This is a genomic window from Nocardia anocheti (genome assembly GCF_029675105.1).
In the GTDB taxonomy this organism is placed as follows: Bacteria; Actinomycetota; Actinomycetes; order Mycobacteriales; family Mycobacteriaceae; genus Nocardia.
This window is the reverse complement of sequence record NZ_JAQQFV010000001.1, coordinates 343,269-365,663: the sequence shown is the minus strand read 5'-3', so window position 1 is coordinate 365,663 and position 22,395 is coordinate 343,269. Positions and strand designations below refer to the sequence as shown.

16 protein-coding genes are annotated in these 22,395 nt (G+C 69.2%); 8 read left to right on the top strand and 8 right to left on the bottom strand.

Annotation, left to right across the window (positions count from 1 at the left end; translation table 11 throughout):
- Positions 1 to 7: 7 nt before the first annotated feature.
- The 4 genes from pks13 to QC180_RS01800 all read left to right on the top strand — a co-directional run bounded on the left by pks13 (position 8) and on the right by QC180_RS01800 (position 7,610).
- The gene (gene pks13 / locus QC180_RS01815; RefSeq protein WP_278260773.1) at positions 8 to 5,305 is read left to right on the top strand and encodes a polyketide synthase Pks13; all 5,298 of its coding nucleotides are present in this window, start codon (positions 8 to 10) and stop codon (positions 5,303 to 5,305) included.
- Positions 5,302 to 6,846: an acyl-CoA carboxylase subunit beta gene (locus tag QC180_RS01810; protein ID WP_278260772.1), complete on the top strand. Its 1,545-nt coding sequence runs from the start codon at positions 5,302 to 5,304 to the stop codon at positions 6,844 to 6,846. The genes pks13 and QC180_RS01810 overlap by 4 nt, the downstream gene beginning before the upstream one ends.
- A gap of 87 nt (positions 6,847 to 6,933) precedes the next feature.
- Entirely contained in the window at positions 6,934 to 7,188 is a 255-nt protein-coding gene (locus tag QC180_RS01805) for a hypothetical protein (protein ID WP_278260771.1), read from the top strand.
- Positions 7,185 to 7,610 carry a TA system VapC family ribonuclease toxin gene (locus QC180_RS01800; protein WP_278260770.1) on the top strand — a complete coding sequence of 142 codons (426 nt, stop codon included), beginning with the start codon at positions 7,185 to 7,187 and terminating at the stop codon, positions 7,608 to 7,610. Before QC180_RS01805 ends, QC180_RS01800 begins: the two co-directional genes overlap by 4 nt.
- 54 nt (positions 7,611 to 7,664) lie before the next feature.
- On the opposite strand, the gene QC180_RS01795 is transcribed toward QC180_RS01800, so the two are convergent.
- Positions 7,665 to 8,162, bottom strand: a complete 498-nt coding sequence (locus QC180_RS01795) for a peptidylprolyl isomerase (protein ID WP_278260769.1) — start codon at positions 8,160 to 8,162, stop codon at positions 7,665 to 7,667.
- A 216-nt stretch (positions 8,163 to 8,378) separates the two neighbouring features.
- On the bottom strand, positions 8,379 to 9,026 hold the full coding sequence (locus QC180_RS01790) for a hypothetical protein (RefSeq protein ID WP_278260768.1): 648 nt from the start codon (positions 9,024 to 9,026) through the stop codon (positions 8,379 to 8,381).
- 417 nt (positions 9,027 to 9,443) lie between these two features.
- On the opposite strand from QC180_RS01790, the gene QC180_RS01785 reads away from it, so the two are divergent.
- On the top strand, positions 9,444 to 12,776 hold the full coding sequence (locus QC180_RS01785) for an arabinosyltransferase domain-containing protein (RefSeq protein WP_278260767.1): 3,333 nt from the start codon (positions 9,444 to 9,446) through the stop codon (positions 12,774 to 12,776).
- Between the two features lie 77 nt (positions 12,777 to 12,853).
- Here the strand turns inward: QC180_RS01785 and QC180_RS01780 are convergent, their stop codons facing one another.
- The 5 genes from QC180_RS01780 to QC180_RS01760 form a co-directional block, all read right to left on the bottom strand.
- The gene (locus tag QC180_RS01780) at positions 12,854 to 13,015 is read right to left on the bottom strand and encodes a hypothetical protein (protein WP_278260766.1); all 162 of its coding nucleotides are present in this window, start codon (positions 13,013 to 13,015) and stop codon (positions 12,854 to 12,856) included.
- Positions 13,016 to 13,167: 152 nt separating this feature from the next.
- Positions 13,168 to 16,629, bottom strand: a complete 3,462-nt coding sequence (locus QC180_RS01775) for an arabinosyltransferase domain-containing protein (protein WP_278260765.1) — start codon at positions 16,627 to 16,629, stop codon at positions 13,168 to 13,170.
- 48 nt (positions 16,630 to 16,677) lie between these two features.
- Positions 16,678 to 17,190 carry a hypothetical protein gene (locus tag QC180_RS01770; protein ID WP_278260764.1) on the bottom strand — a complete coding sequence of 171 codons (513 nt, stop codon included), beginning with the start codon at positions 17,188 to 17,190 and terminating at the stop codon, positions 16,678 to 16,680.
- A 185-nt stretch (positions 17,191 to 17,375) separates the two neighbouring features.
- A complete protein-coding gene (locus QC180_RS01765; RefSeq protein ID WP_278260763.1) occupies positions 17,376 to 17,912 on the bottom strand; it encodes a hypothetical protein in 537 nt (178 codons plus the stop codon).
- A gap of 110 nt (positions 17,913 to 18,022) precedes the next feature.
- A complete protein-coding gene (locus QC180_RS01760; RefSeq protein ID WP_278260762.1) occupies positions 18,023 to 18,973 on the bottom strand; it encodes a helix-turn-helix transcriptional regulator in 951 nt (316 codons plus the stop codon).
- Between the two features lie 68 nt (positions 18,974 to 19,041).
- Between QC180_RS01760 and QC180_RS01755 the strand changes: the two genes are divergently transcribed.
- Genes QC180_RS01755 through QC180_RS01745 form a run of 3 tightly spaced genes read left to right on the top strand, consistent with a single transcriptional unit; the run spans position 19,042 to position 20,373 of the window.
- Entirely contained in the window at positions 19,042 to 19,674 is a 633-nt protein-coding gene (locus QC180_RS01755; RefSeq protein WP_278260761.1) for a TIGR03086 family metal-binding protein, read from the top strand.
- A gap of 40 nt (positions 19,675 to 19,714) precedes the next feature.
- The gene (locus tag QC180_RS01750; protein ID WP_278260760.1) at positions 19,715 to 19,966 is read left to right on the top strand and encodes an AbrB/MazE/SpoVT family DNA-binding domain-containing protein; all 252 of its coding nucleotides are present in this window, start codon (positions 19,715 to 19,717) and stop codon (positions 19,964 to 19,966) included.
- The gene (locus QC180_RS01745) at positions 19,963 to 20,373 is read left to right on the top strand and encodes a PIN domain-containing protein (RefSeq protein ID WP_278260759.1); all 411 of its coding nucleotides are present in this window, start codon (positions 19,963 to 19,965) and stop codon (positions 20,371 to 20,373) included. Before QC180_RS01750 ends, QC180_RS01745 begins: the two co-directional genes overlap by 4 nt.
- A gap of 18 nt (positions 20,374 to 20,391) precedes the next feature.
- Here QC180_RS01745 and QC180_RS01740 read toward each other — a convergent pair whose 3' ends face one another.
- Positions 20,392 to 22,356 carry a galactan 5-O-arabinofuranosyltransferase gene (locus tag QC180_RS01740; protein WP_278260758.1) on the bottom strand — a complete coding sequence of 655 codons (1,965 nt, stop codon included), beginning with the start codon at positions 22,354 to 22,356 and terminating at the stop codon, positions 20,392 to 20,394.
- Positions 22,357 to 22,395: the final 39 nt, after the last annotated feature.

Here is a 22,395-nt window from a genome sequence, read left to right as displayed (position 1 = left end):
GGAATTGATGGAACACAACGAGGCCTCCCGAGATCGCGCCGACCAGCCCAGGACGACCGCCCCCGAACACAACGAGGGCTCCCAGAACAGCGCCGAAACCCCGGACGCAGATCGTCCGGAGACCGCCGCCGACGATGACGCGACGACCACGCCCTCGGGTGACCTCTCGGTCGCCGAGCTGCGCGAATGGCTGCGCAAATGGGTGGCCGACGCGACCGGGCAGTCGGTCGAGGCGATCACCGTCGACCGGCCGATGGAGGAGTTCGGGCTCGCCTCGCGCGACGCGCTCGCCCTCGGTGGTGACATCGAGGACCTCACCGGCGTCACGCTGACGCCGACGGTGGTCTACCAGCACCCGACCATCGCCTCGCTGGCCGAGGTCATCGTCAACGGTGAGCCGGAGCTGCCGGTCGAGGAGTCCGAGGACTACACCGACGCGTACACGCCGTCGGAGGCGCACGACATCGCGGTGGTGGGTCTGTCGACCCGACTGCCGGGTGCGGGGTCGACGCCGGAGTCGACGTGGGAGTTCATCATCGGGCGCGGGGACGCGATCCGGGAGCTGCCGGAAGGGCGCTGGGAAGAATTCCTCAGCGATCCCACCGTGGCGGCGGCCGTCGAGGCGGGCAAGACTCGCGGCGGCTACCTCGACCAGGACGTCGTCAAGGGCTTCGACGCCGACTTCTTCGCGACCTCGCCGCTCGAGGCCGAGCGCATCGACCCGCAGCAGCGGCTGATCATGGAACTCACCTGGGAGGCCCTCGAGCACGCCCGGATTCCGGCGAGCGACCTCAAGGGCGCCCCGGTCGGCATGTTCATCGGGTCCTCGACCAGCGATTTCCAGATCATCGCCTCGCTCGCGCTGGGCAACACCGATCCGAACGTGCCCGCCTCCGCCGAGGCGTACGCGATCATGGGCAGCTCCAACGGCATCATCGCCAACCGCGTGTCCTACTTCTACGACTTCCGTGGCCCGTCGGTCACCGTGGACACCGCGTGCTCCTCGACGCTGGTCGCCGTGCACCAGGCGGTGCGCGCGCTGCGCGACGGTGACGCCGAGGTCGCGTTGGCCGGTGGCGTGAACATGCTGCTGATCCCGATGACGACCCTCGGTTTCGCGCCGGGCACCTCCGAGGACGGCCGGATCAAGGCGTTCTCGAAGGACGCCGACGGCATGGTCCGCTCCGAGGGCGCCGGTCTGGTCGTGCTCAAGCGGCTCGTCGACGCCGAGCGCGACGGCGACCACATCTACGGCGTCATCAAGGGCACCGCGGTCAACAGCGACGGCCGTTCCAACGGTCTGCTCGCGCCCAACCCGGACGCCCAGGCCGACGTGCTGCGCCGGGCCTACCGGGACGCGGGCATCGCCCCGTCGACGGTCGACTACATCGAGGCGCACGGCACCGGCACCCCGATCGGTGATCCGATCGAGGCCGAGGCGCTGGCGCGCGTGGTCGGCCGTGGCCGCGAGGCCGACAAGCCCGCCCTGCTCGGCTCGGCCAAGACCAACTTCGGTCACCTCGAGTCCGGTGCCGGTGTGCCCAGCCTGGCCAAGGTGCTGCTGTCGTTCCAGCACAACGTCATCCCGCCGAACATCAACTACGCGGGCCCCAGCCCCTACATCCCGTTCGAGCAGGCCAACCTCAAGGTCGTCGACGAGCCGACCGAGTTCCCCCGCTACAGCGGTGTGGCGACCGTCGGTATCTCCGGCTTCGGTTTCGGTGGCACCAACGCGCACGTGGTCCTGCAGGAGTACGTCCCGAGCGTCGTGCCCGAGCTGGTTCCCGAGGTCACCGCCGAGCAGGTGGCCGAGGCCGAGCTCTTCGACGGCGAGGAGACCACCGACGTGGTCGCCGAGGCCACCGCCATCACCGAGATCGCCGCCGAGCCCGTGCTCGAGTGGGACGGCGAGCGCGCCGAGCCGCTGCCGGTGATCCTGCCGGTCTCGGCCTATCTGCCTTCGCGCCGCAAGCGCGCCGCCGCCGAGCTGGCCGACTGGCTCGAGGGCGCGGGCAAGGACGTGCCGCTCACCGATGTGGCCCGGGCGCTGGCCAAGCGCAGCCATCAGCGTTCGCGCGGTGTGGTGCTGGCCAAGACACACGAAGAAGCCGTCGCGGGTCTGCGGGCCATCGCCGAGGGCAAGCCGGGCGCCGGTGTGTTCACCGCCGATTCCCCGGCCGTCGCCGCGCCGGTGTGGGTGATGTGTGGCTTCGGCGCACAGCACCGCAAGATGTCCAAGCAGCTCTACAACGAGAACTCGATCTTCCGCAAGACGGTCGACGAGGTCGACGAGCTGGTGCAGGACGAGGCGGGCTACTCGATCCGCGAGATGTTCCTCGACGACGAGCAGGACTACGACGTCGGCACCTGCCAGGTCGGCATCTTCACCACCCAGCTGGGTCTGGCCGCGCTGCTGCGCGCGCACGGCGCCGAGCCCGCCGCGGTGGTCGGTCACTCGATGGGTGAGGTCGCCGGTGCCTACATCGCCGGTGGTCTGACCCTCGAGGACGCGGTGCGCGTGATCTGCGCCCGTTCGCGCCTGATGGGCGAGGGCGAGCAGATGATCACCGAGGACGACGTGCGCAATATGGCGCTGGTCGAACTCAGCGCCCACGATGTGGCGCAGCTGCTGCCGCGCTTCCCCGATGTGGAGTGCGCGGTGTACGCGGCGCCGACCAACACCGTCATCGGTGGGCCGCGCGAGCAGGTGGAGCAGATCGTCGCCGAGGTGGAGGGCATGGGCAAGTTCGCCCGCATCCTGCCCACCCGCGGCGCGGGCCACACCTCGCAGATGGACCCGCTGCTGGGCGAACTGGCCGCCGAACTGGCCGGTATCGAGCCCACCTCGCTGAAGACCGGCCTGTACTCGACCGTGCACGAGGGCCTGTACTTCAAGCCCGGTTCCGACCCGATCCACGACGAGCCCTACTGGGTGAAGAACATGCGCCACGCGGTGTACTTCACCAACGCCATCAAGGCCGCCGTCGACTCCGGGCACACCACCTTCCTGGAGCTGGCGCCCAACTCGGTGGCGCTGATGCAGGTGCTGGGCACCACCTTCGCCGCGGGCGTGCACGACGCGCAGCTCATCCCCACGCTCAAGCGCAAGGAGGACGAGTCCGCCGGTGTGATCGGCGCGCTCGCCCAGCTCTACGTGCACGGCCACGCCGTGAACCTGAGTTCGCTGCTGCCCGAAGGCGATTACGCCGACGTGCCGCGTACCGCGTTCCTGCGCAAGGAGTACTGGCCCAAGGTCGCCATGTCCTCGGGCGCGGGCAACACCCGGGTGCCCGGCGCGCACGTCGCCATGCCGGACGGGCGCCACGCGTGGGAGGTGCAGGCGGGGTCGGTCACCGATCTGACCGCGCTCGTGCAAGCCGCTGCCGCGCAGGTGCTTTCGGATGTAGCCGTCACGGTGTCGCACCCGCACGCCGCGCTGCCCACCACCGGCACGCTCACCACCACCCTCACCCCGCACCTCGGGGGTGCCTCGGTGCAGGTGCACGCCAAGACCCCGCTCGGCTTCACCCTGCTGTTCGACGCCGTGGTCACCTCCGGTGCGCCGCTGCCCGAACCCGCCGCGGCCCTCGCGGTTCCGGCCGCCACCACCGAGCCCGAGCCGACCGCCGCCGAGATCGCCGTGGCCACCAGCGACCGCTGGCGCGCCGACAGCGGCGAGACCGTCGAGCAGCGGCTGTGCGTGATCGTCGCGGAGTCCATGGGTTACGCCGTCGAGGACCTCCCCATGGAGATCCCGCTGATGGAACTCGGCCTGGACTCGCTGATGGCCATGCGCATCAAGAACCGCGTGGAGTACGAGTTCGACATTCCGCAGCTGCAGATCTCCGCGGTGCGCGACGCCAGCCTCAACGAGGTGTCGAAGGTGCTGCGCTACGCCATCGAGCATCGTGACGAGGTCGCGGCCATGGCGGAGAAGCAGGCCGCGGCCCGTGCCGCCGGTGAGGACGTGGAGATCGGCGTCGACGCCGACTTCGTCGAGGCGGCGCGTGCGGCGATCGCGGCCGGTGATGATCCGCTGGCCGCGGCCAAGGCGGCCGGTGCGGAGCTGCCGTCGGAAGGTGCCGCTAGCGAGTCGGTTGCGGCGCCGGTCGCCGATGTCGCTGCCGCCGAGCAGGTTTCGGATGCCGCTGTCGAATCGGCCGCGAAGGTGGAGGCCGCCGCGCCCGATGTCGACTACTCGGCCCCGGCCGGGGACGAGGACAACGTTCCGCCACGTGACGCCGCCGAGCGGCTGGCCTACGCCACCTGGGCTGTCGTCACGGGCACTTCGCCGGGCGGCATCTTCAACACCCTGCCGATCCTGGAGGAGGACGTCGCCGAGAAGATGGCGGCGCGCCTCACCGAGCGGGTCAAGGCCGAGGTGACTGTCGATGACGTGCTCGACTGCGAGACCATCGAGCAGCTCTCCGAGGTCGTACGCAACCTGCAGGACAGCGGCGCCGACGTGGACGGCTTCATCCGTCCGCTGCGGGCACGGACCGAAGGGTCGACCGCCACACCGGTGTTCGTCTTCCATCCCGCCGGTGGCAACACCCTCGTCTACGAGCCGCTGCTCAAGCGTCTGCCCGCCGACACCCCGATGTACGGCTTCGAGCGGGTCGAGGGCTCCATCGAGGAGCGGGCCCGGCAGTACCTGCCAGAGCTGCGCAAGATCCAGGGCGAAGGGCCGTACGTGCTGTACGGCTGGTCACTCGGCGCGGTGCTCGCCCTGCAGGTGGGCCAGATGCTGCGCGAAGAGGGTGCCGACGTGCGTCACATCGGCCTGATCGACCTCGCCATGACCGTCGAGCCCGAGGACAACACCCTCGAGGGCCGCATCGCGCGCCTCGAGCGGTACCAGGCCTTCGCCAAGAAGACCTACAACGTGCCCTCCGAGCTGGATCGTGAGCAGATCGAGGAGCTGGCGGCCGCCACCGATGCCGAGCAGTTCGCGATGATCAGCGACCTGATCAAGCTGTCCGGCGCGAAGATTCCCGGCGGTGTGCTCGAGCACCAGCGGCACTCCTACCTGGAGAACCGCGCGCTCGAGCAGAAGGACCCCAGCCGCTACGACGGCGACGTGGTCCTGTACCTGGCTGATCGCTACCACGACGGCGCGATCGAGCTCGAGCCGCGCTACGCGGATCGCCGCCCCAACGGCGGCTGGGATGAATACATCCCCAACCTCGAGGTGGTCCACATCCCGGGCGACCACCTCCAGATCGTCGACGAACCGCGGATCGGCCAGATCGGTGCCGACCTCGCCGCCAAGCTGGCCGCGATTTCCGCAAAGGGAGAGAAGTGAGCACCACCGCCGAGAAGCTGGCCGATCTACACGAGCGGCTGGAGCTCGCCAAAGAGCCCGCGGGGCAGAAGGGGATCGAGAAGCGGGCGCGCAAGGGCATTCCCAGCGCCCGCGACCGGATCAACCAGCTGCTCGACCCCGGCACGTTCGTCGAGATCGGCGCGCTGGTGCGCAAGCCCGGTGATCCGACCGCGCTCTACGGTGACGGTGTCGTGGTCGGCCACGGTCTGGTGGAAGGCCGTCCGGTGGCGGTGTTCTCGCACGACCAGACCGTCTACGGCGGGTCGGTCGGTGAGGCGTTCGGGCGCAAGCTGTGCGGCATCATGCAGTACGCGGCCAAGGTCGGTATCCCGCTGGTCGGCATCAACGACTCCGGTGGCGCGCGCGTGCAGGAGGCGATCAGTTCGCTGGCCTGGTACGCCTGGATGGCGACCAACCTCGAGCCGCTCTCGGGCATGGTCCCGCTGGTCTCGCTGATCCTGGGCAACTGCGCCGGTGGCGCGGTGTACGAGCCCATCTGCACCGATGTGGTGGTGGCGACCGAGTCGGCGCACATGTTCGTCACCGGGCCGAAGATCATCAAAGAGGTCACCGGCGAGGACGTCAGCCTCGAGGAGCTCGGTGGCGCGCGCACGCAGGCCGAGTACGGCAACATCCACCACGTCGCCAAGGACGAGGACGCGGCGTTCCAGTGGGTGCGCGAGTACCTGGGCTACATGCCCACCAGCTGCCAGGAGCTGCCGCCGATCGTGAACCCGGGCCTCGAGCCCGAGATCACCGACACCGACCGCGAGCTCAACACGATCATGCCGGACTCGGACAACGCCGGGTACGACATGTACGAGATCCTGCTGCGCATCTTCGACGACGGTGAGTTCAAGGAGATCAGCTCCGGCACCGGACCCAACATCATCACCGGGTTCGCCCGGGTGGACGGCCGCAGCGTCGGCGTGGTCGCCAACCAGCCGCTGGCCTCGGCCGGTGCGCTGGACGCGCGCGCCTCGGACAAGGCCTCGCACTTCGTGCGCCTGTGCAACGCCTTCGAGATCCCGCTGGTGTTCGTGGTCGACACCCCCGGCTTCCTGCCGGGTGTGGAGCAGGAGAAGGTCGGCGTGATCAAGCGCGGCGGCCGGTTCCTGTTCTCCTACGTGGAGGCCTCGGTCCCGAAGATCACCCTGGTGGTGCGCAAGTCCTACGGCGGCGGTTACGCCGTGATGGGGTCCAAGCAGCTCGGCGCCGACATCAACCTGGCGTGGCCCACCGCCCGCCTGGCCGTGATGGGTGCCGAGGGCGCGGTCAGCCTGATCGGCGCCGCCCAGATCGCCGCCGCGCCGGAAGAACAGCGCGCCGCGGTCCGCCAGCAGCTCATCGACTTCTACAACACCAATATCGCCACCCCGTGGGTCGCCGCCGAACGCGGCTTCATCGACGCGGTCATCGAACCGGCTACCACCCGCCTCGAGATCCGCCGCGCCCTGAAACTGCTGGAAGACAAGAAGATCGTCCGCAACCCCCGCAAACACCACGTCCTGCCCCTCTAAGCACGTGACCTGCGGATTGGCCGCCCAGGCAAAGGTCGGGGCGGCCATTTGTGGTGGCTGCTTAGCGTGTGGTGATAATATGCTTTTATGCGCACTACGGTTGATCTCTCGCCAGGCCTGATGCAGGCCGCCAAGTTGGCCGCTGCCGCGCGCGGAATCAGTCTCAAGGAGTTGTTCGCGAAAGCACTGGCGCGTGAGGTCGGTGCCGCGCCGACTCCGAGCGTGGGCCGGGTGAGCTTTCCGCTGGTCGGCACGGCCGACGCGGGTCCGCTTCGCAACATCACCAATGCTGACATCGCCGATGCCTTCGATGCCGAAGATGTAGAGAGGTATGGCCGGTGACGCTGGTTGATGTCGGCCTGTGGCTGGCCGCTGTGTACGGCAGGCATGTCCATCATCGCGCGGCAGCCACCTGGTTCGATGCCCAATCGGACAGCCTGCTCATGTGCCGGGTCACTCAAACCGGCCTGCTGCGCTTGCTCTCGAATCCCGCGGTGATGGACACGGAGGTCTTGTCTCGCAGTGATGCCTGGCGGATCATCGACCAGCTCAACGCCGATGAACGCGTGATCTGGGCCGAGGAGCCGAACTCGCTGGACCAGGTGTTCCGTGCGCTGTCGGCGCGCAATGACCACAGCCACAAATTGTGGACCGACGACTACCTGGCTGCCTTCGCGCAAGCCAGCGGCGCCACCCTCGCAACGCTGGATCGGAAGCTCGCCGCGCGGTACCCATCGGTGGATGTGGTGACAGTCTTCGCCTGACCCGGGTACCGAGCGGGGCCGCCACAGTGGTGACGGCCCCGCTCTCCCGAAAAACTACGCGACGGTGGCGGATTCGATGATGACGTCTTCGACGGGGACGTCCTGGTGGGGGCCCGCGCTGCCGGTCTTGACGCCCGCGATCTTGTCGACGACGGTGGTGCCGTCGGTGACCTTGCCGAACACCGCGTAGCCCCAGCCCTGGCCCTGGGGGGCCGAGTGGTTGAGGAAGGCGTTGTCGGAGACGTTGATGAAGAACTGCGCGGTGGCCGAGTGCGGGTCGTTGGTGCGGGCCATCGCGACGGTGTACTTGTCGTTCTTCAGGCCGTTGGTGGCCTCGTTCTGGATCGGTGCCTGGGTGGGCTTCTGCTTCAGGCCCGGCTCGAAGCCGCCGCCCTGAACCATGAAACCGGGGATGACGCGATGGAACACGGTGCCGTTGTAGTGGCCCGCGTTCACGTAGTTCACGAAGTTGGCGACCGTGTTCGGCGCGGCCTGGTCGTCCAACTCGAGCACGATCTGTCCGTGGTTGGTTTCGAGATTCACCTTGGTCATGGCGTCGAGTCTAGGGAGGGGAGGGGGCGGGAAGGGACCGGGGTCCGCGCCGGGCGTGGCGACTACCCGCCGCGCCCGGCGCGAATATTGCCTACGATGTGGTGGAACCCGCGTGCGAGTGAGAGACGCACGCGGGTTCTTTTTCACCCCGTGGGCATTCGAATTCGAGACGACGTCATCGCCGAAACGTCGGTGCCGAATTCACCCGCGGAATTGTCAGGGGCCGACCGTGATCGGCACCGACGGAGTGGTGGTATTGGTGACCTTGTACACGCCGGTCACCGTTCCGGTGGTGGCGCTGGTGGGGCAGCCGAAGCCGCCGGTCACCTTGATCGGCGCGGGCGAATTGGTCGCCTGCACCGTCGACGGGCTGCCGTTGGTCCAGGTGCCCGCCAGCGTGGCCGGTGCCGTGGGCGCCACGACCACCTTGCAGGAGGCCAGCCCGCTGGTCTGGATGACCATGCCGCCGGTGGGCACATTGATCGAACCCGCCACCGGCGAGCCGTTCTGGCCCGTGATCGACCAGCTGCCACTGGTCGTCACCGTCGCGCTCACGCCCCACATGCTGGTGGAGCAGCCGGTGAAGGTGGGCGCGTTGATCGGCACGGTGACCGGACCGCTGGGGTTGGTGTTGTTCGGCGCGGCGGGCACGGCGCCGGTCGCGGACGAGGTGGTGCAGGTGATGGTGACACCACCGGCCACGGCCTTGACCGAACCCTGGTTGGTGGCCTGCACCGCCGCGCCCGCGGGGCTCACGGTGGTGGAGGCCTGGGCCGCGGCGGGTCCGAGACCGAACGATGCCGCGGCCACCGCACAGCCCGCGGTGACCAGTGCCGAACGTGTGAAGAAGTTGCTGTCGAACATTGCGTACTCCTTGAATTGATCGACCGTTTCCAGATGTGAAGCGGTCGTGTTCAAGAGTACGAAAAGGGGGTTTTCGCCAGGGTGGAGTTCGCGCCTACGATTTCATTCGGGAACCTTCGCGTTTCGTCGTCGGTGGCGGCGGAACGCATTTAAAATGCCAGGCCGTTACCTTGCGTAACAGTTACCATCGTTCTTATCTACAGGTTCCCTACGCGCTGGTAACGTGGACAAACTTCTGTGTCGCGGCGAAGCGGGGGTCGTAGCCGTTATCGATAGCCGATTCGTATGACCGGGCAACCCTTTGTCACGCGCGAATCCTAATGAAATGCTTGAACTTCACACCATGCCGTAGCGTATGTTCTCCGGCGAGGCGTGCGAGCCCTCACAATGACGGCGGTGCGGATACCATGGCGAACCGTGCCAGACGCCGCAACAGCTGTTCTCACCAAGCCGCCCGCGCAACCGGCGGCTTCCGCGAAGGACTTCCGGACCGCGCGATGGATCGCGCTGATCGCCGGACTCCTCGGTGCCCTCTTCGCGGTGGCCACGCCGTTCCTGCCGGTCACCCAGACCACCGCGGAACTGACCTGGCCGCAGAACGGCAAGCTCGGCAATATCCAGGCACCGCTCATGTCCCAGGTGCCGATCGACCTGAACGCCACCATCCCCTGCTCGGCGGTGGCGAGTCTGCCCGAACAGGGCGGCATGCTGCTGGCCACCGCGCCGCCGCAGGGCGACCGCGCGGCGCTCGAGGCACTGTTCGTGCGCGTGTCCGAGACCGCCGTGGACGTGGTCGACCGCAACGCCGTGGTGGCCTCGGCCGACCGGTCCGCGATGGACCAGTGCTCGGCCATCGTCATCAGCTCCGATCAGCACCGCACCACCGCGAGTTTCGAGGGGCTGAGCAAGGAGATCGAGCGGCCGGTCGACGGGCAGCCCGGCGCGGTCGAGACCGTGCGGGTGCCGGTGCAGGGCCAGCTCGGCGGGGATCTGCGTCCGCAGATCGTCGGCGTGTTCTCCGACCTGCGCGGTGATGTGCCGCAGGGCCTTTCGCTGACCTCCACCATCGACTCGCGCTTCTCCTCCAGCCCGTCGCCGGTGAAGCTGATCGCGATCGTCGCGGCGGTGCTGTGCACGCTGCTGGCCCTCGGCGCGCTGGCCCAGCTCGACGGCAGTGACGGGCGCGGGCACCGCCGGTTCCTGCCGCGCAACTGGCTGAAGCCCACCTGGGCCGACGGCGCGGTCATCGGCACGCTGCTGGTCTGGCACTTCGTCGGCGCGAACACCTCCGACGACGGCTACATCCTCTCGATGGTCCGAGTGGCCCCCGACGCGGGCTACATGGCCAACTACTTCCGCTGGTACGGCGTGCCCGAGGCGCCGTTCGGCTGGTACTACTACGTCATCCAGGTGTTCGCGGAGTTCTCCACGGCCAGCCCGTGGGTGCGGTTGCCCGCGCTGGTGTGCGGCATCCTGTGCTGGATGGTGATCAGCCGCGAGGTGGTCCCGCGGCTGGGCAACGCCGTCAAGCGCAGCCAGGTGGCGCTGTGGACCGGCGGTCTGGTGTTCCTGGCCTTCTGGCTGCCCTTCGACAACGGCCTGCGGTCCGAGCCCATCGTGGCCCTGGGCGCGCTGCTCACCTGGGTCTCCATCGAACGCGCCATCGCCACCGGTCGGCTGCTGCCCGCCGGGATCGCGGTACTGATCGCGGCGTTCACCCTGGCCGCCGCCCCGACCGGTCTGATGTGCGTGGCCGCGCTGCTGGCCGGTATCCGCCCGCTCGTGCGCATTGTCGTGCGCAGGCATCGGCAGTTCGGCACGCTGCCGCTGCTCGCGCCCATCGCCTCGGCCGGGTTGCTGGTGCTGGTGGTGGTCTACGGCGACCAGACGTTCGCGGGTATCCAGGAGGCCAACCGGGTGCGTCAGGCCACCGGCCCGAACCTGGCCTGGTACGAGGACTACCTGCGCTACTACTACATGTTCGTCGAGACCGTCGACGGCTCGCTGGCCCGGCGCTTCGCCTTCCTGGTGATGCTGCTGTGCCTGTTCACCACACTGCTGGTGCTGCTGCGCCGCCGTCAGGTGCCCGGTATCGCCTCGGGACCGACCTGGCGGCTGATGGGCATCGTGTTCGGCACCATCTTCTTCATGATGTTCAACCCGACGAAGTGGACCCACCACTTCGGCGCCTACGCGGGCATCGCGGGTGGGCTCGCGGCGGTGACGGCGGTGGCCGTCTCGCAGAGCGCGCTGCGCTCACGCAAGAACCGGGCCATCTTCCTGGCCGGATTGCTGTTCGTGCTGGCGCTGTCGTTCTCGGGCATCAACGGCTACTGGTACGTCTCGAGCTACGGCGTGCCGTGGTTCGACAAGACCGTCTCGCTGCGCGGCATCAACTCCAACACCGTGATGCTGATCCTGTTCGGTCTGGGCCTGGCCCTGGTCGCCTGGTACGCGCTGCGCGAGGACTACGTGAAACCGGTGCCCTCGGTCGCGACCAAACGCGGCAGGCGCATCCGCAAGTTCGCCGCCATACCGCTGACCGTGGTGGTCGGGCTGATGGTGGCCTTCGAGGTGCTCTCGCTGGTCAAGGGCGCCACCCAGCAGTACCCGGCCTACTCGCTGGCCCGCTCGAACATCGACGCGCTCGGCGGCAACGCCTGCGGCCTGGCCAACGACGTGCTCGTGGAACCCGACCCCAACGGCGGCAGGCTCGACCCGATCACCGATCCGGCCCGTCCGCTCACCGACCCGAACGACCCGCTGGCCGGGACCGACTCGGTCGCCTTCACGCCCAACGGCGTGCCCGGTGACCTCTCCGCCGATGCCGTCGAGGTGAAGCCGGGCACCGGCAACACCAGCAACCAGTCGGTCGGTGCCGCCTTCGCCGAGGGCGAGAGCGCGGGTACCGGCGGCGGCGAGGGCGCGCGCGGCGTCAACGGGTCGACCGTGGCCCTGCCCTTCGGCCTCGACCCCGCGCGGACCCCGATCCTGGGTTCCTACCAGGAGGGCGTGCAGCAGCCCGCGCACCTGGAGTCGTCCTGGTACGGGCTGCCCGCCCGCTCGGAGGACACACCGCTGATCGTCATCTCCGCGGCGGGCCGCATCGCCTCCAAGGACGACACCGGCGCCGACAAGTACGGCCAGTCGCTGCTGGTCGAGTACGGCACCCGCGACGCCGACGGCAGCGTCACCGCGCTCGGTGCCTACCTGCCCCGCGATATCGGCCCGTACCCGTCGTGGCGCAACCTGCGCGTGCCGCTGGCCGACCTGCCCGCCGAGGCGAACGCGGTGCGCATCGTGGCCAACGACCCGATCCTGATCGGTGACCAGTGGCTGGCGTTCACCCCGCCGCGGGTGCCGAAGCTGCAGACCCTGGACCACTACATCGGCCGGGACCAGCCGGTGCTGCTGGACTGGGCCGTCGGCCTGCAGTTCCCCTGCCAGCGTCCGTTCACGCACGAGAACGGCGTGGCCGAGGTCCCCAACTACCGCATCCTGCCGGACCGGCCGCTGGCCATCTCCTCGACCGACACCTGGCAGGCCCAGGAGTTCGGCGGCCCGCTCGGCTTCTCGCAGATGCTGGCCAACCGGGTCACCATCCCGACCTATCTGAAGGACGACTGGGCCCGCGACTGGGGTTCGCTGGAACGCTACGACCAGCACCTGCCCGCCGTGCCCGCCCAGCTCACGACCGGAACCCAGACCCGCACCGGGCTCTGGAGCCCCGGCCCGCTGCGGGTGTTCTGACCCGGACACGAGCCCGGACACAAGAAGGCGCGGACCACTTCGGTGGTCCGCGCCTTCGCCGTGTGGTGGTCAGGAGTTCAGACGTTGAGCATGCGACGGTTGAGGTCGCGGCGTAATACCTCTTGGGAAGGCAGTCTGTCCAGCACCCGCATCACGGCAGGTCGTAGTTCGTGCTTCTCGTCATCGCTGAGCAGCTCGACGAGATCGGTCAGATCCATGTCATCGAAGGCTCCTGTCATACCCACCAGGGTACGTGCTCAAACCTGCAGGCACAGTGGCTTTACGCTGTCATTTACAGGTGCTTCATCAAAGCGAAACCCTAAGGGACACTGAGCATTTCATAAGCGGACAAGCGCAACGCCTCGCCACTGCCCTTGCGCTGCCGTTGTGTCTACTTCGCCCGGATTGCCGGTTCCTCGGCGCGTCCGGACTGGTTTACCACACGCACGGTGATCGCGGCCGCAGGCGCCGCGCGGTACGGGGTGAACCGCTCCAGCGAGCCCCAGTCGCGGCCCAGATCGCGGTCGAGGTAGGTCGGGACGGTCTCGGATTTCAGCAGCAGCCCGGTCCAGCCGAGCGGCCCGCCGCCGATGTCGTCCTGCCAGGCGTTGGACGCGTCCGAACCTACCCGGTCGGGCAGGATCCGCCACTCGGGGGCCTCGGCCACGCCGTCGTGGTGCTCGAACGGGCGCTGGCAGGGGAAGGCCAGGCCGACGTGCCAGTCCAGCAGCACCGGCGCGGTGTGGCCGACGACCGAGTCCAGGGTGGCCAGCTTCGGCAGGCGCGGCGGGGTGAGCGCCACCCACTGCTTCTGGGTGATGTCGTTGTCGGCGGCCACCAGGCGCACCGCGTTCACTCCGGCGGGCAACTGGTCGATCGGCACGCGCAGGTTGCGCCAGGACGGGGCAGGGCCGATGTCGAGCGGCATGAGCGAGCCGGTGACCTCGACGCTGCCGTCCTCGGCGTGGGTGCCGTACTCGAGGCGCACGTCCTGGCCGTACTGGGCCACGCCGTCGGTGTCCACCGAGCGGATGCGGCCCGCGGCGGTGATCACCAGGGCCTGGTAGGCGGGGTCGTCGCGCACGGCGTCGGTGAGGTCGACGCGGTACCACTGCGAGGTGAGCTTCGCCTGCTGCTGCACGCCGTCCTGGTAGGAGCCCAGGACCGGGGTGCGGGCGGGGTCCAGGCCGAAGGGCAGCGCGACGGTGCTGCCGTTGACGCCCGCCTCGGCGCTGGTGCCGCCGCCGGTCCCGGCGCCGGTGGTGTTGGTGGTCTTGTTGGCCGAGTCCTTGTCGACCGAGTTCGCGCCGCCCACCACGGTCTCGTCGGCGTCGGCGGTGAGGTCGGCGGCTACGCCGTTGGGGTCGAAGCCGGTGGACTCGGCGTTCAATCCGTCGGCGGCGGTGCCGGTGTAGGGGGTGAGCAGGGAGTCGGCGGTGTTCGTCTCCACCAGCACGTCGTCGGCGAGGGCGCAGGTATTGCCCTGGAGCGCGTCGAGATTGGACTTGGCGATGGAGTAGGCCGGGTACTGGGTGATCGCGCCCTTGGCCATCGAGGCCACCTCGAACAGCACCAGCAGCGCGGCGGCGATGGTCAGCGGCATGGTCGCGAAGCGGTCGAAGCGCGCCGGACCCGTCGGCTTGCGGTAGGGCGCGCGCAGGTGGAAGTACAGCGCGAGCAGCAGGGCCAGCACGCTGAGCCCGAGGAACAGCGTCGACAGGCCCTTGCCCGCCACCAGCGGCGCCTTGTCCCAGAACGGCACGCCATAACTGGACACGTACCACCAGCCGTTGGAGCCGGTGAAGGTGAGCGCGAGCAGGAACAGCACCGCCGCCGCGAACAGCGCCCGATTACGTGGCGCGCGAATCCCGTTGGTGCCCACCGCGACCGCCGCCAGCGCGGCCAGCGACCCGGCCAGCCCCGCGTAGACACCGAAGTGGTGGGTCCACTTGGTCGGCGTCCACATCATCAGCAGCAACGCGGCGAAGACGATGCCGAGAATGCGCACCGACGGCCCGCGCGAGGTGCCCGGAATTCGGCCCTTGCGCAGCACCTGCAGGATGCAGACCACCAGGCACAGCAGCATCACCAGTACGCCGAAGCGCCGGGCCAGCGAGCCGTCGGGGGAGAGCATGAACAGCGAGTCCCAGCGGGTGCGCTCGTCGAACCAGGCCACATTCGGGCCCACCAGCGTGCGCACGCGGGTGGCCTCCATGACGGTGGCCAGGGTCTGATCAGCGAAGACGACGATCAGCACGAGCGTGCCCGCCGCGAGACCCGGCGCCAGCAGCGCGGCATAGCGGAGAATCGTGCTGCCCAGCGACCGTCGCCCGGACTCGCTCGCGTCGTCGACGCTCTGCCCGCCCCCACTGCGCGTGCTGCGTGCGCCCTGAGTGCTGCTCGCGCTCGGCGCGGCGCTCACACTCTGCGCGCTGTCGGCGCCGCCGCGGGCTCGAGCGTCTCCGCTGTTCTGGTCCGACGAGTCCACATCGCCGAATGTCGCGTCGCGGTCGGCGGCGATCCGGCGCGGCAGCACACCCTGGGCGCGTTTGATGATCAGCTGCATGACCGGGCGGGTGCCCGCGATCAGCGCGGCGATGCAGATCAGCCCGGTGGGACCGGCGGCCAGCGAGAACGCGGCGATGAGGATCGCGAGGGCGGCGGGCAGCAGGCGCCCGGTGGCGATGGCGCGTTCGATCGCGCACCAGGTGAGCAGCGCGCCCGCCGCGATCAGCGGTTCGGGGCGCAGGCCGTTGTCGTAGGGGAGCCAGAACGCCAGGAACACCAGACCGGCCGTCCACAGCGCCACCTTGTCGCGGCGCACCCGCGCGCCGAGGCGGGGCAGCACCTCGCGGCTGATCACCGCCCAGCAGACCAGCCCGGCGAGCAGGGCGGGCAGCCGCATCCACAGGCTGGCGTCGGAGATCTTCGTCATCCAGGCCAGGACCTCGTAGGACCAGCCGAACGGCGCCTCCGGCACGCCGAACCAGCGGTAGTAGTTGGCCATGTACCCCGACGGGCCCGAGGCGCGGGCCATGTTCAGGATGTAGCCGTCGTCGGAGGTGTTCGCGCCGATCACGTGCCACAGCAGCAGCGTGCCCACCACCGCGCCGTCGGCGGCGGTGACCTTCCACCAGTGCCGGGGCAGGAAGCGACGGGCGCGGCGGCCGTCGGTGGTGTCGAGCAGGTGCAGCGCGATCAGCGCGGCCACAGTGGCGACCGCGGCGAGGATCATCGCCACCAGCTTGAGCGTGGTGGGGGTGGAGGTGAAGCGGGAGTCGATGTCGGCGTGCAACCGGGCGCCACTCAGCGCCGACTCGCCCAGGTCGGTGTACACACCGACGATCTGCGGCCGCTTGTCCACGGTGACGGTGTTGCGGAAGGGCGTGCCGTCCGCGCGCGTGACGCCGACGAACTCGACCGTGGTGGCCTCGATGGTGGAGACGATGTCGATCCGCTCGCAGCCACCGATCTCGGCGATCGGCGCCGACAGCATCGGCACGTCCCTGGCCTGCACCGCGAGGACCCCGTCGCGCACGGTGACGCTCAGGCCCTTGGCGCCCTGGCCGGACTCGGCCGGGACGGTGGCGAGCAGCGTGGTCGGCTGCCCCTCGGTGACCGGCAGATCCCGCAGCATGGCGCACGGCAGCTGGGCGTCGAGCCGCTGCGGCACATACGACACGAGCGGCGCCTCGACGCTGGTCGCGCCGGGCTGCGGCCAGTCCAGGCTCGCGCGGTCCTGGCGCACCGGCAGCAGCGGTGTCAGCAGGGCAAGCACGAACCCGAGCAGCCCACAGACGAGGGCGATCAGGCGGTAACGGGTGAACGCTCGTTCAGATCGGTCCGGTCGCACGGGGGTTGATGGTAGCCATCGAACCCACGTGCGGTGCGGCGCCGCGACCTAGCCGGTCTTGCGGTCGGTCCACTCCAGCTGGGAGCGGGCCCAATCCGGGACGACGGCGTCGGGTCGGGGGAAGGCCTCGAACTCGGCGCGCAGCTCGTCGGCGGTGACCTCCGGCATCCAGTCGGCGATGCTGCCGGTGGAGTAGGTGGCCTTGTAGCGGGTGGGCCCGGCGATGAAGATCTCCGCGCTGAGCCAGGCGCCCGCCTCGGGGTCGTAGGACATCCGCTTGTGATCGGCGAGATGTTCGAGCACCTCCGGCGGCGGCACCAGATCGGTGAGCGACCCGTCGCGCTCCTTGATCTGCACTCCCGCCACGGTGTGCTCGCCCACCTGTAGCGACCACAGCAGCGCGAATTTCTGGCCGGGGGCCAGCATCGCGATGGTGGCATCGATGACGGCGTGCTCGATCGCGACGAGCGAAGTCAGCTGCTCGCGGGGTGCTGGGTCACGGTCCTGGCGATGGGGCCGTGTCAGCAGGAGATCGATTCGCTCCGGTCTGCTGAGCGTCATAGCTATACCTCTGCATCCGTACCGATCAGCACTACCAAAACTGATTTCGGTCGGCCGAACTATTCAACATTGCGCAGCGTACCCGCCCCGCGAAGTGCTTCGTGCGGTTTGCCCACGCTGACCGGAGATATTGTGGTCTATCGCGCACCCGCACACCAGTAGCTACCCGGTGTCCATCGACACACTCACGCGGCCGAGGCGCGCAGCGCGAACCAGCCGTCGCCGGGGTCGGCGAAGCCGTGGTAGACGAGCGGGATGCCCTGGTCGACGTCGAAGAAGCGGTAGACCGCCGCCATCGCCTGCCGCACCGAGTGCGCCTGGAAGTCGTCGATGCGCCGGGGGCCGATGCGCCGTTCGGGCAGCAGCGAGAGCCGGACGAGTTCGGCGGGATCATCGATGTCGAGGCCCCATGGATTGTCGTCCTCGATCAGGTGATCGTGCAGCACCGCGCGACTGGTCGGCGGATCGTGGCGGGGGCCGGTGAAGGTGACGCTCTCCACGTGCGCGAGTCCGCGGGTGTTCAGCGGGGTCCGCGCGGCCTGGATGAGGTCGATGAGGTCGGGGTCCGGTTTCGGGACCTGCCCGCTGACCGGTGCCTGTTCGAGCAGGTGCAGCATCTGCCCGCCGCGCACCAGCGGTTCGGGCACCAGGAAGACGCTGATACTGGGGCAGGTGCAGTGCATACCGGTGAGGCACACCCTGGTGTGCAACGGATCGGACATACGTCCTCCTCCGGGGAGCGGGTCGGAGTGTGTTCGCCATCCGCCGGGAGTCCGGCGACGACCGTGCCGCACCAGTCAGTGTAGTGCGGGCGGGCCGCGCGGTCAGCGGGTCAGGCGATCGATTCTGTGTAGCGACGGGCCAGGGTGCGCAGGTGCGCGACCAGTTCCGGCGGGCCGTCGACGCGGAAGTCCATCATGAGCATGCTCAGGTAGATGGCGATGGTCTCCATGGCGTCGGCGCCGGTGAGCAGCACGCAGCTGTGCTCGTCGACGGGCTCGACCACCCCGACCGCCGGATTGATCCTGGCGATCACGGTCTCGGCCGGGGCCAGGACGGTGACGCGGGCGTGCACCCGCCAGGCGCTGGTCGCGATCTCCCGCATGACGTAGGCGACCAGGTCGTCGTCGGGCAGGCGGCGCGGGGCGAACACGCGACCGGTCGTGGCGGCGGTGGTGAGATTCGCGACCGGGACGGCGGTCCAGTCGTGGACGCGCAGGCTGTAGGCCACCAGGTACCAGCGGCGCTGCCAGTTGATCAGGCGGTACGGCTCCAGTTCGACGCCGTCGTCGACGGTGACGGCGGTGGTGCGCCGCACCGCGTCGGCCATGGTGGTGAGAATGCCCGCCGCGACCGGGGCGTCGGGTTCGCGGGAACCGGTGGTCGCCGGGCCGATCTCGGTGGCCTCGCGCAACGCGGAGACCTTGCGCTGCAAGCGTTTCGGCAGGATCTGTTCGATCTTGCGCAGCGCCCGGCCGAGCTGTTCGCCCAGGTCGGAGACGGCGAGCGAGCCGTCGGCGGCCACCGCGATGGACAGGGCCACGGCCACCGCTTCGTCGTCGTCGAGCAGCAGTGGCGGCATGGTGGCGCCCCGGCCGAGTCGGTAGCCGCCGATGGCGCCGCGCTCGGCGTGCACCGGGTAGCCGAGTTCGCGCAGGCGCGAGATGTCGTTGCGGACAGTGCGTTCGGTGATCTCCAGCCGGTCGGCGAGTTCGCGGCCGGTGTAGGCGCGGTCCTGGAGCAGGGCCAGCAGGCGCAGGACACGGGGCGTGGTCGCGGCCATTTCCACCTTCTCGAGATCGTGGAAAAATTAGGAACGAAACGAGCCTAATGGGTTTCTAGGCTGGAGTCATGAACAACAACACCGCAGTCCTGGAAACCGTCTGGCGCGACGTGGTCGCCGAGTCCTACGCGGCCCTGTCCGCCGTCGTCGCCGGTGTCGCCGACGACCAGTGGGACCTGCCCACTCCCTGCTCGGAATGGACCGTCGCCCAGGTCGTCCAGCACGCGGCGGGCGACCAACTCGCCTACGCCGCCGCCCTCGGCATCGGCCCCGGCCCGAACTTCAACCCCTTCGCCCCCTCCGGCACCCTCGACCTCCCCGCCACCACGCTCATCCGCACCGCCGTCGAGCAGACCGCCGCCGCCTGGGCCACCGTCTCCGACACCACCCCCGTCGTCCCCACGCCCCTCCCACACGGCGACCTCCCCACCCCCGTCGCCGCCACCCTGGCCGCCCTCGACGCCGCCGTCCACGCCTGGGACATCGCCATCGCCACCAACCAACCCTCCCCCCTCACCGACGCACTCGCCACCCACCTCCTCACCGCCGCCCGCACCCACCACCCCGCCCCCGGCTCAGGACTCGACGCCGAGATCACCGAACCCCTCCGCCAGTGGGGCGCCTACGCCCCCATCACCCCGGCCCCCGCCAGCACCCCCACCGAAGCCCTCCTCCACTACCTCGGCCGCACCCCGGCCTGAGTCGGTATCCTTACTTCAATCGAGAAGTAAGGAGTTCGGCATGGACGCATTGGCTCGGCTGACATCGAAAGGCCAGATCACCGTGCCGAAGGCGGTGCGCGACGCGCTGGAGCTACATACCGGCGACAATGTGCATTTCCGGGTGGAGGGTGAAATCGTGGTGCTGGCGAAGACACCGGATCTGCTCGACCTGGCGGGCAGTGTGCCGGTTCCGCCGCACATTCGCGGCCGCTCCTGGGAGGAGATCCGCGACGCCGCGTGGGCCCAGCAGTGGCAGGACGGGGACTCGTGACCGTCTATCTCGACACCGATATCCTGGTTCGCCACTTCACCCAGGATCCGCCGGAGATGGGTCGGCGCGCGACCACCCTGCTCTCCGAATCGGACGATCTCTACCTGCCCGATCTCATCGTGGCCGAGACGGTCTCCGTGCTCCAGAGCGTGTACCAGGTGCCTCGCCCCCAGGTGGCGGCCTTGACGCGCGCGATCATCGGGTCGCGCGGCATCTCCACCGACGATCCCGCCGTCCTGATCCGCGCGATCGATGTCTACGAACACCACCGCTTGTCGTTCGCCGACGCCTACCTCGTGGCACTCGCGGAAGCCGACGCTGGTTCGTCGATCGCCTCGTTCGACAAGGGCATCAGCAAGGTCGGCACCGTCGACCGCGTCGAACCCCGACCCAGTGAGGACGCCTGATACGGATCGGTCCCGGTCTCAGCGGTTGACGGTGACGAGGGTGAAGGGGCCGATGTCGGTGGTGGTGAAGGTGGGGTCGGTGAAGAGGGTTTTGGGGAAGGCGACGGTGTAGCGCTTGACGTTGGGGTCGTTGGGGTAGACGTCTTCGGCCAAGCGCAGGGTGTAGGTGTCGGCGTCGCGGCGGAAGAGGAAGGCGTCGGGGGCGCGCCAGGGGGAGTGGGCGAGGGCGTCGACCAGGGCTTCGGAGGAGGGCAGCTTGCTCCAGTCCGCGATGGTGGCGGCGCGGTCCTTGAAGTCGGCCAGGGGGTTGGCGTAGTGGGAGGTGAGCGCCTGGAAGCCGAAGTAGGGGTAGTAGGCGAGGAAGGTGGTGTCGGCGGTGAGGACGACGGATTCGTCGCGGGGGCGGCCGGTCTGGTCTTGGAGGGCCGCGTCGATCTCGCGGTAGTAGGAGACGGCGGAGGGTTTGCGCTGGTCGGCGCGTTCGCCGTTGCCGTCGGTGTCGGTGTAGGCGGTGTCGATCTCGTGGGTGAGCACGGTGGGGATGTGCTGGGCGAAGGCCAGGGCACCGAGCACCGCGACGACCCCGGCGGCGGTGCGCAGCGGGGCGGGTTCGTTGAGTGCCTGGTAGACCGCGCGTCCGCCCTCGACGAGCCCGAAGACGCCCGCCGCCGCCAGCACCGCGAGCAGCACCGGCTCCAACCGGAACGAGAGCAGGGTCGTCCCCGCCGCGGTGGCGGTCATCGACAGCAGGGTCCACAGATAGATCGAGACGACGCCGATCCCGAGCGCCTGCGCCCGCCGCGACGACCCGGCCCGCACCACCAGCCAGAGGGTCCCGAGCAGGCACAGCGCGCCGCGCAGCGAGAACTCCAGCATCGGGAACGCCAGTTCGGCCCCTGACTGCGGCAGATAGTGGAACGCGCTGCCGGAGGGCAACTTCGCGCCCGAGAGCATCTTCAGCAGATATGGCGCCCACACCACGAGCGCGAGCACGATCGCGATCGCACCCATGGCGGCCAGCCGGACGAACGGCCCGATCACCGCCCGCCACACCGGAGGTCTTGTCGCGGACACCGCGCCGTCGTCGGTCACCCGTCGAGTGCCCAGCGAGTGCCGGTTCTCCCGGCGACGAGCGGCGACAGCGAGACCGGCGGAGACCACCGCCATCACCACCACGCTGAATGCCGCGATGCCCAGGTACAGCGTGTAGAAGCAGGCCGCGACCCCGAGGAACAACCCGGTGCCCAGCACCGCACCCCAGCCACCGGTCGACCGATGCAGCGCGCCCCAGGCCAGTACGAGCACCGGCGGGATGAACACCACCAGCACCGCCCCGTAGGCCTCGGGCGAGGCGTAGGCCAGGGTCATCGCCGTCACGGCCGCCGCCGCGCCGATGGCCAGATCGGCCCGCACCAGCTGCGTCCACAGCACCAGCGCGACCACCGCGGCCACCGCGAGCAACCCGATCGCGTACGGCTTGAACACTTCCCAGCCGTCCATGCCGAGCAGATTGCCGACGCGCCCGCCGATCCAGAACCACCCCGCCGGATAGAACGGCGGGATATCGGCATAGGTCATGTCCCGCAGCGCGGCACTATCGGTGAGCCGGGTGAGGTATTCGGTGCGGAACTCCTGGTCCACCGAGATCCCGAACAGATACAGCTTCGTCGCCGCCAACGGCATCCCGAGCGTGACGGTGACGAAGCTCGAAATTCCCACCCAGGACGCCACTTTCGCCACCACCGGCCACTTGCGCACCCGAATCAGCAGCACCGCCACCACGAGCAGCCCCACCGCGACGACCTGCCCCACCGTCGTCAACGCCCGAGTCACGTTGGAGGCGTTGAACGCGGGCCACTGCACCACCGAGAACGCGTACAGCCCCACCGCGGCGACAACCACCGCCACCACCGCGGCCACCGCGGCCTCGCCGACCCCGGCGCCGACCCTGCGCACCACCCGCACCTCGTCATCGGTCGTCATCGGCGCGCAATCCTCCGGCTCCACTGTGGTCCACGGTCC

Excerpts from the sequence above, each read along its gene's own strand:
- QC180_RS01760 (WP_278260762.1), bottom strand. The coding sequence starts at position 18,973 with ATGGCCGCGACCACGCCCCGTGTCCTGCGCCTGCTGGCCCTGCTCCAG.
- QC180_RS01770 (WP_278260764.1), bottom strand. The coding sequence starts at position 17,190 with ATGACGCTCAGCAGACCGGAGCGAATCGATCTCCTGCTGACACGGCCC.
- QC180_RS01790 (WP_278260768.1), bottom strand. The coding sequence starts at position 9,026 with ATGTTCGACAGCAACTTCTTCACACGTTCGGCACTGGTCACCGCGGGC.
- QC180_RS01795 (WP_278260769.1), bottom strand. The coding sequence starts at position 8,162 with ATGACCAAGGTGAATCTCGAAACCAACCACGGACAGATCGTGCTCGAG.
- QC180_RS01750 (WP_278260760.1), top strand. The coding sequence starts at position 19,715 with ATGGACGCATTGGCTCGGCTGACATCGAAAGGCCAGATCACCGTGCCG.
- pks13 (WP_278260773.1), top strand. The coding sequence starts at position 8 with ATGGAACACAACGAGGCCTCCCGAGATCGCGCCGACCAGCCCAGGACG.
- QC180_RS01755 (WP_278260761.1), top strand. The coding sequence starts at position 19,042 with ATGAACAACAACACCGCAGTCCTGGAAACCGTCTGGCGCGACGTGGTC.
- QC180_RS01780 (WP_278260766.1), bottom strand. The coding sequence starts at position 13,015 with ATGACAGGAGCCTTCGATGACATGGATCTGACCGATCTCGTCGAGCTG.
- QC180_RS01805 (WP_278260771.1), top strand. The coding sequence starts at position 6,934 with ATGCGCACTACGGTTGATCTCTCGCCAGGCCTGATGCAGGCCGCCAAG.
- QC180_RS01765 (WP_278260763.1), bottom strand. The coding sequence starts at position 17,912 with ATGTCCGATCCGTTGCACACCAGGGTGTGCCTCACCGGTATGCACTGC.
- QC180_RS01740 (WP_278260758.1), bottom strand. The coding sequence starts at position 22,356 with ATGACGACCGATGACGAGGTGCGGGTGGTGCGCAGGGTCGGCGCCGGG.